15 protein-coding genes are annotated in these 15411 nt (G+C 29.4%); 9 read left to right on the plus strand and 6 right to left on the minus strand.

What is annotated here, in order from left to right; genetic code table 11:
* Window positions 1–105: 105 nt before the first annotated feature.
* The gene (locus tag I0K12_RS18735; RefSeq protein ID WP_196889680.1) at window positions 106–276 is read right to left on the minus strand and encodes a hypothetical protein; all 171 of its coding nucleotides are present in this window, start codon (window positions 274–276) and stop codon (window positions 106–108) included.
* Window positions 277–336: 60 nt separating this feature from the next.
* Window positions 337–2076, minus strand: coding sequence for an ABC transporter ATP-binding protein (locus I0K12_RS18740; RefSeq protein WP_196889681.1), 1740 nt, complete (start codon window positions 2074–2076; stop codon window positions 337–339).
* Between the two features lie 474 nt (window positions 2077–2550).
* On the opposite strand from I0K12_RS18740, the gene I0K12_RS22035 reads away from it, so the two are divergent.
* Entirely contained in the window at window positions 2551–2748 is a 198-nt protein-coding gene (locus tag I0K12_RS22035) for a hypothetical protein (RefSeq protein ID WP_231372804.1), read from the plus strand.
* A gap of 69 nt (window positions 2749–2817) precedes the next feature.
* Here I0K12_RS22035 and I0K12_RS18745 read toward each other — a convergent pair whose 3' ends face one another.
* Both I0K12_RS18745 and I0K12_RS18750 read right to left on the minus strand, forming a co-directional pair.
* Window positions 2818–5235, minus strand: a complete 2418-nt coding sequence (locus I0K12_RS18745) for a DUF5916 domain-containing protein (protein ID WP_196889682.1) — start codon at window positions 5233–5235, stop codon at window positions 2818–2820.
* A 175-nt stretch (window positions 5236–5410) separates the two neighbouring features.
* Window positions 5411–5833: a hypothetical protein gene (locus tag I0K12_RS18750; RefSeq protein WP_196889683.1), complete on the minus strand. Its 423-nt coding sequence runs from the start codon at window positions 5831–5833 to the stop codon at window positions 5411–5413.
* Window positions 5834–5937: 104 nt separating this feature from the next.
* Here I0K12_RS18750 and I0K12_RS18755 point away from each other — a divergent pair, with 104 nt between their 5' ends.
* Window positions 5938–6972: a hypothetical protein gene (locus I0K12_RS18755; RefSeq protein WP_196889684.1), complete on the plus strand. Its 1035-nt coding sequence runs from the start codon at window positions 5938–5940 to the stop codon at window positions 6970–6972.
* Between the two features lies 1 nt (window position 6973).
* On the opposite strand, the gene I0K12_RS18760 is transcribed toward I0K12_RS18755, so the two are convergent.
* The gene (locus tag I0K12_RS18760; protein WP_196889685.1) at window positions 6974–7774 is read right to left on the minus strand and encodes a hypothetical protein; all 801 of its coding nucleotides are present in this window, start codon (window positions 7772–7774) and stop codon (window positions 6974–6976) included.
* A 205-nt stretch (window positions 7775–7979) separates the two neighbouring features.
* Between I0K12_RS18760 and I0K12_RS18765 the strand changes: the two genes are divergently transcribed.
* A complete protein-coding gene (locus tag I0K12_RS18765; RefSeq protein ID WP_196889686.1) occupies window positions 7980–8399 on the plus strand; it encodes a polymer-forming cytoskeletal protein in 420 nt (139 codons plus the stop codon).
* 13 nt (window positions 8400–8412) lie between these two features.
* Here the strand turns inward: I0K12_RS18765 and I0K12_RS18770 are convergent, their stop codons facing one another.
* Entirely contained in the window at window positions 8413–8823 is a 411-nt protein-coding gene (locus tag I0K12_RS18770) for a thiol-disulfide oxidoreductase DCC family protein (RefSeq protein WP_196889687.1), read from the minus strand.
* Between the two features lie 95 nt (window positions 8824–8918).
* Between I0K12_RS18770 and I0K12_RS18775 the strand changes: the two genes are divergently transcribed.
* From I0K12_RS18775 to lhgO, 6 genes are all read left to right on the plus strand, one after another.
* Window positions 8919–9608, plus strand: a complete 690-nt coding sequence (locus I0K12_RS18775) for an ABC transporter ATP-binding protein (protein ID WP_196889688.1) — start codon at window positions 8919–8921, stop codon at window positions 9606–9608.
* 1 nt (window position 9609) lies between these two features.
* Window positions 9610–10842, plus strand: a complete 1233-nt coding sequence (locus I0K12_RS18780; protein ID WP_196889689.1) for an ABC transporter permease — start codon at window positions 9610–9612, stop codon at window positions 10840–10842.
* A 2-nt stretch (window positions 10843–10844) separates the two neighbouring features.
* Window positions 10845–12083 (plus strand): ABC transporter permease, encoded by a 1239-nt coding sequence (locus I0K12_RS18785; RefSeq protein ID WP_196889690.1) that lies wholly within the window; start codon window positions 10845–10847, stop codon window positions 12081–12083.
* A 27-nt stretch (window positions 12084–12110) separates the two neighbouring features.
* Window positions 12111–13430, plus strand: coding sequence for an efflux RND transporter periplasmic adaptor subunit (locus I0K12_RS18790; RefSeq protein ID WP_196889691.1), 1320 nt, complete (start codon window positions 12111–12113; stop codon window positions 13428–13430).
* 78 nt (window positions 13431–13508) lie between these two features.
* On the plus strand, window positions 13509–14108 hold the full coding sequence (locus I0K12_RS18795) for a macro domain-containing protein (RefSeq protein WP_196889692.1): 600 nt from the start codon (window positions 13509–13511) through the stop codon (window positions 14106–14108).
* A 51-nt stretch (window positions 14109–14159) separates the two neighbouring features.
* On the plus strand, window positions 14160–15359 hold the full coding sequence (lhgO, locus tag I0K12_RS18800; protein ID WP_196889693.1) for an L-2-hydroxyglutarate oxidase: 1200 nt from the start codon (window positions 14160–14162) through the stop codon (window positions 15357–15359).
* Window positions 15360–15411: the final 52 nt, after the last annotated feature.

Genomic DNA, 15411 nt, shown 5'->3' on the forward strand with positions numbered 1-15411 from the left:
GCAATTCTTCATAGTATCTTTTAATTTCGTTTTTTTGAGTGATTTCATGATGTATTTTGATTTTTGGCGAAACAAAAATATCATTTTTTTGGAATCACTCTTTTTTTATGAAAAAGCCGTGTAATGGTTATTTTCTTTTTTAAATAAATCTAAAATTGGATAAATATCTTCAGTATTACAAGTTTTAATGATATATTGATTATAAGAATTTAGAATTTCAGAATTATAGTTTTCTGAATTATAGTGAGCAATGTATTTTTTAATTATATTTTTCATTTAAGAGAAATAGATATTTAAGAAATGGAATATAATACAATTCTTTTTAAAATAAATATTTTACATTCGACTCTGAAAATTATACATCTGATAATACTTTCCTTTTTTAGCAATTAATTCTTCGTGTGTACCTCTTTCTTTAATTTCTCCATCCTCGATAAACAAAATCTGATCTGCTTTTTCAATAGTAGTAAGACGGTGAGCAATGATAAAAGTTGTTTTATTTTTCATTAAGTTTTCAAGACTTTTCTTGATAAAATTTTCACTTTTCACATCTAAATTAGAAGTAGCTTCGTCTAGAATTAGAATTTTCGGATTTTTTAAAATAGCTCTTGCGATAGAAATTCGTTGTTTCTGACCTCCCGATAATTTCATTCCATTTTGTCCAATTACAGTATCCAATCCATATTTAAAACGATCTGTAAATTCGTCTACAAAAGCACTTTTTACAGCATTTTGAAGTTCTAAAAAGGAAGCTTCTGGTTTAGAATAAAGAATGTTTTCTGAAATAGTTCCATCGAATAAAAAATCATCTTGAAGTACCACTCCAAGGTTTTTTCGATAATTATTTAAATGAATTTTGTTCAAATGATATTTATGATCTAGAATAATGTCTCCAGTCTGAATTTTGTTGAAAGTAGCAATTAAATTTACCAAAGTAGATTTTCCAGAACCCGAAGGACCCACAAAAGCTGTAACGCTTCCTTGAGGAACAGAAAAATTGATATTTTTCAGAATTGGGATGTTTTTGATATAAGAAAAATTAATATTCTTAATCTCAAAATTTCCTTGAATTTCAGGAAGATTCATTGTTCTTTCTTCATCTTCTTGCTCAGATTTTTTTTGTAAAAATTCTCTCGTTCTGATAAGTCCAGCAAGTGCTTCTGTCATTTTAGTTCCAATCGTACTCATTTGAATAATCGGAGAAATCATAAAACTTAGATAAAGCGAAAAAGAAACGAAATCTCCTAGCGTGATTCCGCCTTTGATTACCATACTTCCTCCAACACCAAAAATGAAAACAGTTGCAATTCCCATTAACAAACTTCCAGAACTTGTTACAAGAGCTGATGCTGTCAAAGTTTTTTTAATATTTTCAAAAAGTCGCATTGCACCCTTTTCAAAAACTTTTAATTCATGTTCTTCAGTATTATAACTTTTAATCACACGAATTCCATTGATAGATTCTACCAAACGAGAAGAAATACTAGCCAAAATTTTACTTTTATCAATATAGAAAGGATGAATGATTTTATAACCTTTTAGAGTCAAATAAACAAACAGAACCAAAGGAATCAGAGAGTATAAAGTCAATTTTACACTTATGGTCAGTAAAATAGCAATAGAAAAAATTGCAGTTACAAATCCTCCAGCAAGCTGAACCAAGCCAGTTCCTACAATATTTTTGATTCCTGCAACATCGGTCATAATTCTTGAAACCAATTCTCCAGAAGAGTGCTTATCAAAGAATTTGGAAGGTTGAGATAAAACTCGTTTTTGCACTTTAATTCGCATATTGGTAATCATGCATTGTGCTTCGACGCTTAATAATCTTGTTAGAAGAAATGAAGTAATAGATTGAATCAAAACAGCAATGATTACATAAATGATTAATTCGGTCAATAAATGTTGATTTTTTTCAGGAAAAACATCATCTAATAATCGTTTACTTGCCCAAGGCGTTACAAGTGCAGCTAATTTTCCGATAATAATCAATAGCATTCCAAAAAAAACTAAACTTCTTCTTGGCCATACAATTTCTTTTAAAATATACGGATATATTGATTTGTCGATTTTCATATCTTTTAAATTACTAAAAATCGATATTTAGAATTCTTGTAGAATTGTTAATTCCTTTTATTTTTAGTTTCAAAAAAATCTTGATTTAACTTATTTTTACTTTCGAAAAGTTCTTTTTTGAATTTTAACTAAAGGTTATTTTTAATAAAAATTAGAAAAAAGCGAAAAGCAGAAATTATGTCTCAAGATGAAGTGAGCTTAATATTTTGGAAATTATTTGATTAAAAATATTGAATCTAAATAGATGGAATTTTGTTAATTTTAATAACTAATTTTTGAATACGAAAAGGTTAAAGATTTGCTAAAACATGTTAAAAATATGTTATTTGTAATGAATATAAATTGATATAAATGTTTTTTAACTTTATATTATTTAAATAAGAAAAAAATAATAACATAATTTTTGCATAGTTAACAATATTTTGTTAATTTCAGCGTTGTAAAAATTGAATAACCTTTAAATAAAGATACCAAATGGCAAGAGCAATGTTTGAATATACTAAGACGGTACTAAAGAAAGTGAGTTTTAGTTCGGAACTCTTTTGCAAAGAATTAGAAAAAGCTATGATAAGATTGTTACCATATGAAGTAAATGAGCTTAAAATATGGTTACAAGAATATACATCCAACAAGCCAGAATTATCTGCTTGTATGATAAGAGTTACAAATTAAAATATGGTTTAACCTTTAAATAGAAAAGCCTCCTTTTTAGGAGGCTTTGTTGTTTTATAATATTTCGTTTTAGATAATTCTCTTGATTGTGCTATAATCAATAAAGTGTACAACTCTAAGCGAGAATGTTTGGTTTAATGGGTTATCAAATAAGTTGTCAATATTTTTCGAGAAACTTAATTTCGACATATCATCACTGTTATTAATCGTATTACGATAAAAAGCAGTGATTAAACTTCCAGGAGCAAATTCCCATTTATAGCTTAATTCTAAGTTCCATGAATTGAAATTTACATCCGGATTATTATCTGTAATATCATAATCTGTTGGTTCTAAAGTTCCATCGTTTTGTAAATCAAAGAAAGAATCATATCCAACTTGAGACCAATAATGACGGAATGAAATTGAAACAGCAGATTTCGTGTTGAAATTATAATTTGTCGAAAGTGAATTCACGATTTGTTTTCTATCTCTGTTTCCAAAAATAATCGCATCATCTTGTGAGTCTACCCAACCTTTATCGTTAAATTCTCTTTCATAATTGAAACTATAAACAAGAGTCATCTTATTATTTACACGAAATCTTGGTCCTAAACGATATCCGTACCAATGAAGGTTTCCAAAATTAATTCTTCCTCCATAAAATGCATTTAAGTCCAAAGCAAGTCTTCTTCTATAATCAGAAGAGATCCAGATGTTTCCGTTTACTCTAGGATTTCTTAAGAAATATCTTCCATCTTTTCTTGGTTCATAATAATCTTTTTGTTTTCCAATATTAGCATTAATATTCCCTCCAAAAGCATGTTCTTTTTTAGTAGAAGCATTAAAGTTCCAACCTAAATAGTTTCCTGTATATGTGTATGGTTTTTTTAGATATTCAAAACCTCCCCAAAATCCAGTGTAGAAAGAATTGAAAGTTTTTGTAGGTTTAAAAATTCTATAAGAAGCATTAAATCCATATTCGATATAGTTATTGATTCTTTGGAATCCTAAATCATTATTATCAAATTTTTCATCAATATAATTTACAAAAGCTCCATATCTATAATGTCCGCTAGTTTTACGAATTCCTAAGTTTGAAGAAATTCCTTGTTTTGTTTCATCATTTTCAAAAATCAAACTAGTTTTTAAATTTCCATCAACTTTAAACGTATTTTTCTTGTTTGCAAGATCCCAAAGTAATGCAGAAACATTTGCTTTTCTGTGTCCGTTTTCTCTTAAAGTATTTGAGTTTACAAAAGTTATTGAAGAATTATTTCCGTATTGTTGATCTAAAACAATCATGCTATAATTTGTCAATGGAGAAGTTAATTCTTCTCTTGAAGTCCCAGTATTTGGATTGTGAACTTTGGCGTAAGTTCTTTTTGTTAAAGCATTTAAAACACCAATTCCTAATCCTTTTTTAGTTCTTCCTGAGAATTTTACAGCATTGATTAAATTTGCTTTATCAGGGTTTTCTGTAATTTCTTCATCAACTTCATCATTGATGTTTACATCATATTTATAAATTGGTGTTCCTCCAATTCTTCTAGAATAAAATAATCCACCTTTCGTAAAAAGCTCAATTCCTTCGATAAAAAACTGACGTCTTTCTGCAAATCTTTGCTCAAAAGGACCAAGGTTTAAAACAATATTATCAAAAGCAGTTTGACTAAAATCTGGAATCAAAGTAGCGTCAATAGTGAAATTTTCCGTAACTCCATATTTGATATCCATTCCAATATTCAAATCTTTTGTAGTTTCTTTATCTTCTGTCTGAATTACTCCCGAAGCATAAGGGAATAAGCTTAATCGAGTAGGAGGTTTGATATCATGAATTCCTCTTAACTCTCCAGCATATTGTTGGATGTTTCCAATCGATAAATCGATGAAATTCCAAGAATATTGATGTTTTTTTCTTTGAATTCTTCTATGAAAATTAATTCCCCAAATTTGTTCTTTTTCATTTTTAAAACGAAGAGCATCATAAGGAATTTTAACCTCGCAGACCCATCCTGTATCTGTCATACGAACTTTACTTGTCCATACAGCATTCCAAGAATAATCTTCTCCATTTGAAACAGTTGCTTTTGCATCCGCTTGTGTTCCAGTACTCATTATATAAAACTGTGTATCGTTTTGTTTATCATTAATTGGATTGATCACAATCCCTATAAAATCGGATTGTCCAAAACGATCTCTGGTGGTAAATTCCATCGGAATTTTCTCTGGTTCTGGGTCAAACATTTCCGCAGCAAAGTAAATTCCTTCATCATCATAAACAACTTTTACAATGGTTTTAAAATCTTCAGGTTCTTTGGCTCCATTTGTTGGCCTCAACATTACGAAATCTGTTGCGGCACCAACTTCGCTCCAAACAGGATCGTCAATATAACCGTCAATTTTAGGGGCTTCGTCTACTTTTTTTGTAAAAAGTTGTTTTGTTTGTCCAAATGTTAAAAAAGTAAGGAAAAACAAAAAAACGAAAGAAATTTTCTTTTTCGTCATCTTAGTTAGTTCTGTATTTTAGTGGTATGGTTTCAAAGGCGAATTTATTTAAGAAAATATTAATGCTTTCTAAAAGTATTGTTAAAAATCATTTTAGAAATCTTAAAATTATCTTACAAATATTTACAACCAAAAGACATTTCAAAAACAGACTTGTGACAAAAAATCAAAAAAATTAAAGTTTTTTTATTGGTTTTAAATCTGGTTTAATAAAGTGTTTTCTTGCAGTAGTTGCTTTTAATAATTCTTTACTGTAAAATTCGAGTATAAAACCTTGTTTTGAATAATTACTTTTCAGAAAAATCGTTAAAATATTTAGAATATTCTGTTTTGGATTTTGTTTAATAAATTCTTGAATTACCCAAATCCAGAACAAAGTAATCGTTTCATGATATCCGCTAGAATCTGAGTTTTCAACACCTATTTTCTCATTTAAAGCTGAAATATTTTCTTTAAGAAAAGGAAAAACTTTTTCTTTTGGCAAATGAAAACAATACCAAACACCAATTACCAAATGCGCTTCATGTGTCCAATCTTTTTTGGTAAAGGTTTTTTGTTTAAATTTTTCAACATACAGAAATAATTCATTCGTATCCATATTGATAAATTCTTGTTAATTAGTTGATAATTAGCTTTAAATACTAAAAATAGAACTTTAATTTGTATAATATTTGATATAAATAAAACTTTAAGTAGTTGGTTATGAGAGTTTTTTTGGTTTCGATGTTGAGTTTGTTTTTTATCACTTGTGCGAAAGATGATGATGTAAATACAACAAATATTCAGGAAGAAGAATTGGAAGTTGAAAATACAGTTTCAATGCAAAATATGGAAGTTTTGGATGTGTTTTTCTTTCCTTTTGATTTAAATAATAATAAAACTTCTGTAGGATTGACTGGAGGAGGAGGAAATCCGAATGGAATTATTTATAAAAACTCAGGTGATTATTATATAAAATCGGAGTGGGAATATGTAGTTTCTTTGAATGAAAATGATTTAAGTGCAGGTTTCAATGGAAATGGTGTTGGTTTGTATGAATATGAGTCAAATGGAGACCGAATTGAGCTGCCAAATATTCCAGAAGAAGTAAATTTTAATCTGTTTAGTCCAAATGGAATTAATAATCAAAATAAAATCCCGATAACAACAAATGATCCTGGAGATTCTCCAAATTCTTATGTTTGGAACGGTTTAGAGTATGAAAAAATTGAAATTCCGAATACAACTTACAGAATTGCGCATGACATCAATCAAAGTGGAGATGTTTTGGTAGAAACAAATCTGGGAATTTATATTTGGAATCGAGATATGTATGAAAAAGTGGATGAAATTCCTGCAAATTATATTCCGACACGTTTTAATGATTTGGGTGAAATTATCGGAAATGTAACCTTGCCAAATGGAATTCGTTCGCCTTGGGTTTATTCCAATGGAAATTTAATTTTATTACCAATTGAAAAATATGTTGGTACGACGGATTTCTTTTATCCAAGAAAAATAAACAATAACGATTTGATTGTTGGTTATTGGAAAAACTATGAACACAAAGAAACACCAATTGTATGGTTTCAAAACAAAGATATTTCTGAGGGAATTTTAGATTTTTTAACCGAAAATAATTTTATTTTCAACGATTCTGGTTTTATTTCTTGTAACAATAATAATGAGATTATTTTGAATGTAATTGACTCAAATACTGGTGGAAATAAAACAGTAATTTTTCAGGTGAAAATTTAAATTATTTTAGTTGTACATGAATATGATCATCATGCCTCACTGTTCTACAACCATGAAATCGAATTCTAGAACTTGAAAGTTTAAGTCGATTTTTTAGATGTGGTTCTAAGAATATTTTTCCAACATTTTTATTTTTTAGAAAACATTGAATTAGTTTTTTAGTGCCTTTTTCTGAAAATTTTAAATCAGAATTAATTTTTCCAAAAGTTGCATATTTTGTGAAATCATATTGATAAAACCCTTTTGATTTACAATAATTCGTTTGGTCAAATTCATGTTTTTTTGGGTTTTCAAAATCTCCATATCCGCTGATTGATTTCTGCTGATTGGTGATTTTTCCATCCTTACTTTCATAAACAAAACTAATATCGATTTTTTTTCCATCATTATGACTCAAATGGGGAAGAAGTGGGAATCCTTTTAAGAAAGGAAAATTAGCATCCAAATAATTTATTTTAAAAGGTTCTTTTTGAATACATTTTGCAGTTTTTTCTAAAACTTTATTCAATTCTGGTCTTACATAATTTCGATTTAAAAGAATTGTCATATAATTCGTTGGAGCAATTTTTTTATTAGAAATTATCTTTTCTCTACCAAAAATTGGCGCAACAAATGGAATAATAAAAAAGGTGAAAATTAAATAAAGAGCAACAAAAACAATACTTTTCTTAAACCTAAAATTCTTTTTAATCATTTTTGAAACAAGTAGAGAAATAAGAAAAAGGATTCCTCCAATTTGTGTTATAACTGTTAGAGGTATGATTAGAAGTGAAATAAAGATTGCTTTTGTAAATTTTTTCATAGTTTTTTATTTTAGAACTCGTTTAAACTTTTTGACTCAAAATTCGTTTCAAGCATGTTCATTGTTGACTTGTGAAAAACTTTAACCATAGCTAAGGCTATGCTGAAAATTTTTCTCTTCACCATCAATAAACATCAGATGAAACTCCTAGTTTTGGCAAAAAAGTTTAAACGAGTTCTTAATTTTTGCTCGAAAATACATTATTTTGAAAAATATAAAAAGAATTGATATGGATTTAGAAGGTTTTAACTTTTTTGAAAAAGTGAAATTTAAGTGGAATAAAAAGTCTTTGAATTTTAAAGAAATAAAAATATTTCCTACGAAGAATGTTGTAATCAGTGAAAATGTTGTTTTTACAGGAATTCATAAAGGAACTATTACAGTTAAACCAAATTGTTATTTTGTTCATAGAGGAGAATTAAAAGGTGAATTGATTGCAGAAAATGATTCTGTACCAATTATTTTTGGAAAAATAGAAGGAAATATTAAAATGAAAAAAGGTGTTTTAGATTTAAGAAGTACTGCAATTATTAGAGGAAAAATTTTTTGCGAAAAAATCAAGGTTCAACTAGGTCTTGTATTGTATGGAACCGGTGCTCAAATATCAGAAAATGAAACTACTTAAAATAAAAGATTAATTAAAACAAAAATTTCGCCTTTGTTTCAGGAGTTGGAATCATACAACTTTCTTTTTTTCCGAACCATTTATATCTATTTTTTGCGATAAAATCATAAACAATATCACGAATTGGTTTTGGAATAATCAGAAAAATAGCCATCAGAAACCATAAACCTTTCAGTTTTTTAGCAATTCTAAGAGCTGCGGAAGATTTTGTATAAACCTTGTTTTTTTCCAATAAAAGAATCGTGTTTAGTTCAGAAACCGTATATTTATGTTGTTGTAACAGTTTTTTGCTCTCTTCGGATTGCAAAGGAGCGAATAAAAAGTGATTTTTAGGATCACGTTTGATTATGAAAATAACAGAGTTATTGCAAAGATTGCAGACCCCATCAAAAAAAATCACAGATTTATCGTCAATTTTTTTCATATTTACTGTTACAAAATTGTAATTCGTGCGTCTTATGGCGTGATTGAATTACAAATTACTATTGTTTAATATTTTTATGCAAAAATACAGAATATATGATTACAATAAAAAAATTGCATAAATCTTATCCTATAGGGAAAGATTTTTTACATGTTTTAAAAGGGATTGACTTAGAAGTCAAGGAAGGAGAATTTGTTTCAATCATGGGGTCTTCAGGTTCCGGAAAATCAACTTTACTTAATATTTTAGGTTTGTTAGATGTTCATGATGAAGGAGAATATTATTTAAACGGACAGTTGATTCATGATTTAGATGAAAGAAAAGCTGCAATTTTACGTAATAAATTTTTGGGATTTGTTTTTCAATCCTTTAACTTAATATCTTATAAAACAGCAGTCGAAAATGTTGCTCTACCACTTTATTATAAAGGATTAGGTAGAAAAGAAAGACACGAAAAAGCTTTGGAATATTTAGAGAAAGTTGGATTAAAAGAATGGGCAAACCACTTACCAAATGAGTTGTCTGGAGGGCAAAAACAACGTGTGGCAATTGCAAGAGCTCTGGTGACAGAACCAAAAGTGATTTTGGCAGATGAGCCAACAGGAGCCTTAGATTCTGCTACATCAGATACGGTAATGGAAATTCTTGGAGATATTAATAAGGAAGGAATGACGATTGTCGTAATTACACACGAGGAAGATATTGCAGAAATGACACATAGAATTGTTCGATTGAAAGATGGAATAATTACAAGTGATGAAAAAACAAACCAAAAAGTAAATTAAGATGTTTGATATAGATCGTTGGAACGAAATTTTTCAAACCATTAGGAAAAATAAACTTAGAACATTTTTGTCTGGTTTTACCATTACATTTGCCATACTGTTATTTACTATTTTACTTGCAATGGGTAATGGTCTGAAAAACAGTTTTTCTTCTGCTTTTAGAGATAATGCAGAAAATGCGATCTATATTTTTCCAGGTTCTACTTCTAGATCTTATAAAGGTTTACCAATTGGACGTGAAGTTCAGATGGAAACTAAAGATTTTAATTTTATTACAAAATCTTATAAGAATCAAATTCAATATGCAACTGCAGTTGTAAACAAAAATGTACAAGCTACTTATGAACGTGAAACAAGCTCGTATAGCTTAAGAGCAGTGCATCCTCAAGAACAATTTATTGAAATTGTACATATTATTAATGGAAGATATATCAACGAATTAGATATTGAAAACAATACAAAATCTATTGTAATAGGTAATTTAGTTCGTGATGATTTGTTTCCTAAAGGTGTAAATCCGGTTGGAAAATATCTTAATTTAGACAATATCATGTATAAGGTAGTTGGTGTTTATGATAGTGATGGTGGAGATCGTGACAAGCGAATCATTTATATGCCAATTACTACAGCACAAAAGCTTTATGGAAATAATCAAGATATTGATAGAATTAACTTGACTTATAATTTAAATATGACGTATAACGAAGCAATTGACTTCGGGACAGAATTAGGAAATAAGTTAAGAGAAAGATTAAAAGCAGCACCAAATGATCAGTCTGCGATTTTTGTTCAAAATTTTGCGGAAGATGCAAAGGCGAGTAATCAAGTTTATGGAACACTTGTTTTTGTAGTTATTTTTATCGGATCAGGTACTTTGATTGCTGGTATTGTTGGTATTAGTAATATCATGGTTTATATTGTAAAAGAAAGAACAAAAGAATTTGGTATTAGAAAAGCATTAGGAGCTACACCGAGATCAATTATCGGAATGGTACTTTTTGAAGCATTTTTTATTACCGCAATTTCTGGATATATAGGTTTGGTTTTAGGAATGTTTATCGTCCGATGGATGCGAAAACCATTAGAGGAATATTTTATTAAAAATCCAAGTGTAGATAATACAACCATTTTTGCTGCAACGATTGTTTTAGTGATAGCAGGAGTTTTTGCAGGATATTTACCAGCAAGAAAAGCAGCGAAGATTAAACCTATTGTAGCATTAAGACACGATTAATTATGTTAAAAAATATATTTGATAAAGATACTTGGCAAGAAATTTCAGAGGTTTTACGAAAAAATAAATTTCGTACAGCTGTGACGATGCTTGGAGTTTTTTGGGGAGTTTTCTTATTAGTTTCACTACTTGGAGCTGCTCGTGGTCTTAAAAATAAGTTTGATCAAGAGCTTGGAGATTTCGCAACAAATAGTGTTTTTATTTGGGCGCAAACAACTAGTAAACCATTTAAAGGTTTTCAAAAAGGAAGACCAATTACATTGAATTTAAAAGATGTAGAAATTATAAGAAATGGAGTAGAAGGAGTTGAATATGTAGTTCCAAGAAACCAAACAACAAGTACAGTGAAGTACAAAACTAGAAAAGTAAGTTTTGGTATCAGTGGAGATTATCCTTTCTTAGCTGAAGTACAGAAGCAAAATTTAGTTTTTGGTAGATTTATAGATCATTTGGATGTTGAAGAAAAAAGAAAAGTGTGTGTGATTTCTGTAGATGTATATCGCCAACTTTTTAATGAAGGAGAATATGTGATCGGAAGATATATAAGTATAAATGATATTAATTTTAAGATTGTAGGTTTAAATAAAAATGGAAGAAATGGACCTTCAGATGATATTAATATTCCATTTACTACATTTCAAGAAATTTATAATAAAGGAGAAGATATTAGTTGGATGATGATTACAGCTAATTCCGGCTACAATATTAATGATGTTGAAAATCAGGCGAAAACTTTATTAAAAATAGCTCATAATATTAATCCAGAAGATACAAGAGCTCTAGGGAGTTTTAACTTTGGAGAGTTATTCAAGAAGTTGACAGGTTTTTTATCTGGGATGCAGTTTTTGACAATATTTGTAGGAATTTCTACTTTAATAGCAGGAGTTTTTGCAATTGGAAATATATTATTAATTACAGTAAAAGAAAGAACGAAAGAAATTGGAGTTCGAAGAGCATTGGGTGCGAAACCTCTAGAAATTAAAATGCAGATAATTCTAGAATCCGTCACCTTGACATTGTTCGCCGGTGTTTTAGGGATTATTTTCGGAGGGTTTATTTTATATTTAATAAATGCTTTTTCAGAAAATTCGCCAGAACCAATATTGGTAAATGCTTCAGTGAGTATTCCAATAGTTTTAGCAGCTTTAGGTACTTTAATTTTAATGGGATCTTTAATCGGATTGATTCCTGCACATCGTGCAATTATTATTAAACCAATTGACGCATTAAGAGAAGAATAGTTTTTAAGATTGAAAAATAATTTATAAATGAGGAGAAAAATAATTATAGGTATTATTTTAATTGCTTTTATTGCAGTGCTTGTAATGTTCGCAAGAAATAATAGTAAATCGCCTACAGTATATAGTACGGAAAAGCCATTTTATACAAACATTGTAAAGAAAACAGTGGCTACAGGTAGTATTATTCCTTTAGAAAAAATTGAAATTAAACCACAAATTCCAGGAATTATTGAAAAAATTCATGCGGAAGAAGGACAAATTGTAAAACGAGGAGACTTGATTGCAACTGTTCGAGTGGTGCCAAATATTTCCAATTTGAACAGTGCAAATGGAAGTGTGAAAAATGCAAGAATTGAATTCCAAAACCAACAAATTCTTTATAACAGAAACAAAAACCTTTATGAAAAAGGAGTGATTTCTAAACAAGATTTTGAAAGTGCTGAGTTATCTTATAATACAGCTAAGCAAGCTTTAGTAAATGCTGAATCTAATTTGGAAGTAATCAAAAGAGGTTATTCTAATGATTTAAAACGTTTGGCAAATACGAATATTACAGCGCAAATTTCAGGAACAATTCTTACAATTCCGGTAAAAGTAGGGAATCAGGTAATTGAGAGTAACTCATTTAATGCAGGTACTACGATTGCAACCATTGCTGATTTGAACAAAATGATTTTCGAAGGGAAAGTAGATGAATCTGAAGTTGGAGCTTTAAAAGACGGAACGAAATTAGAAGTTTCTATTGGAGCAATTCCAAACAAAAAGTTTCCTGCTGAGCTAAACTTTATCGCGCCACAAGGAAGTAAAGAAGGTGGAGCAGTACAGTTTATTATCAAAGCAAACATGACTTTGGATAATAAAAACTTTATTCGTGCAGGATATAGTGCAAATGCAGATATTATTCTTGCAAAAAGAGATAGTGTATTGGCTATAAAAGAAGCTGTCTTACTTTTTGATAATAAAACTGATCAACCATATGTAGAAGTTGAAACAGGAAATCAAGAATTTACTAGAAAAGATGTGAAACTTGGTCTTTCTGATGGTATTAATGTAGAAATTCTTTCAGGTTTAACTCCAGATGATAAAATTAAAATTTGGAATAAAGTTTCCAATGGAAAAGATGAAAAAGGAAAGTATGGTAAGCCAGAAAAAGACAGAGAAAGCGAGAAGAGTAAACAAGAAAGAGAAGGACAAACAGAGCAACAAACAGAAGAAGGAAGTACTAGTTCTGAACCAGCTGATCAACCAACAGACGGAGGAAGTGATAGCGGAAGTGGAAGCGATGGAAGTGGAAGCGGTGACGGAGGTTCTTCTGGAGGATCTGATGGTGGAGGATCTGGAAGTTAAGATATAAACAAAATTAATCTTTATAAATCTCAAAGAAGTCATCGTATTTCTTTGAGATTTTTTTTAAATAAAAATTTTATGGAATATTTATTAATAAGTATCGATACCGAAATGGTAGAGGCTTGGAAAAGGTATTTTTCTGAGGAAGCAAATGTTCAAATTATTGAAGATGACATTACAAAATATGACGTAGATGCCATTGTTAGCCCGGCAAATTCTTTTGGTTTTATGGATGGAGGAGTCGATTTGGCTATTTCAAAATATATTGGATGGCATGTTGAAGAAAGATTGCGAAAAAGAATTAAAGAATCTGATTTAGGAGAATTATTAATTGGTCAAACAATGATTATTGAAACAGATTTTGAAAAAATTCCTTATGTGATTTCTGCGCCTTCTATGAGAGTTCCGATGAGTTTTAATATTGCAACATCTGTAAATGCTTATTTAGCGATGAAAGCAACTTTGATTGCTGCAAAAAAACATCCGAAAATAAATAAGATATCGATGACAAGTTTTTGTACAGGAACTGGAAGAATGGATAAAGATATTGCTGCAAGTCAGATGTATCAAGCTTTTTTAGAAATTGAAAAGGAGCAACAAAAATATTTTGAAGATTTTGGTGGAGCTCAAAAGTATCAATATGAGTTGAATAAAGAAGGGATGATTTTTGATTATTAAGCGAATATTATTTTGTTTAAAATTGATTAAGTTTGCTCAAATATTTAGAATATGAGTAATCATACATACGATTTTGCAATAATTGGTGGAGGAATTGTTGGTGTCGCAACTGCGTATAAACTTCAACAAAAATACCCAAATAAATCCATTGTTATTTTTGAAAAAGAAAAAACAATTGGAGCGCATCAGACAGGTCGAAATTCAGGAGTAATTCATTCAGGGATTTATTATAAACCAGGTTCCTATAAAGCTTTAAATTGTAAAAATGGGAGAGATCAGTTAGTTGATTTTGTAGAAAAATATAATGTGAAACATGAAATATGTGGAAAAGTTATTGTTGCTACAAAAGAATCAGAAATTCCAATTTTAGATAATATTTACAAGAGAGGAGTTGAAAATGGAACACCAGGAATTCGTTTTGTAAATAATGAAGAAATTAAAGAAAAAGAACCTTTAATTGATGCTATCAAGGGAATTTGGGTACCAACTGCTGGAATTGTGGATTATGTAGGAATGTGTGAAAAAATGGTTGCTCTTCTTCAAAATATGCAATCAAAAAGTAAAATTTATCTAGAAACAAAAGTTGAAAACGTTTTAGAAAAAGAAAATACTTCTTTAATTCAAACATCAAATGGAGATTTTGAAGCCTCCAAAGTTATTTTTTGTACGGGCTTATTTTCAGATAGAAATGCTGTAAAAGATGATTTGAAAATCAATATGCAAATTGTTGGTTTTAGAGGAGATTATTACGAATTAGTTCCTGAAGCTCGATATAAAATTAAAGGTTTAGTATATCCAGTTCCTGATCCGCAGTTTCCTTTTTTAGGAGTGCATTTTACAAAAATGACAACTGGAGCAATCGAATGTGGACCAAATGCTGTTTTTACTTTTAAGAGAGAAGGTTATAAAAGGACTAGTTTTAATTTAAAAGATTCTTGGCAAGCTTTGACTTATAAAGGAACTTGGAAAATATTCTTAACACATTGGAGGAAAGGATTGGATGAATATAAACGAGCTTTTTCTAAAAAACTTTTCGTGAAAGAATTGCAAAAAATGATGCCAACACTTACCATGGATGATGTTCGATATTGTAGAGCAGGAGTAAGAGCGCAAGCTTTAGATTCTGAGGGAGGATTGGTAGATGATTTTTTAATAGAAACTAAAAAGAATCATGTTCATGTACTAAATGCACCATCTCCTGCAGCAACTTCATGTTTAGCAATTGCAGATCAGATTGTAGAAAAAATATAAAACAAAAAAGCTATTTCTAATCAAAGAAATAGCTTTAAATTAATGGTTATAT

The organism is Aureivirga sp. CE67 (assembly GCF_015767245.1).
GTDB lineage: Bacteria > Bacteroidota > Bacteroidia > Flavobacteriales > Flavobacteriaceae > Aureivirga.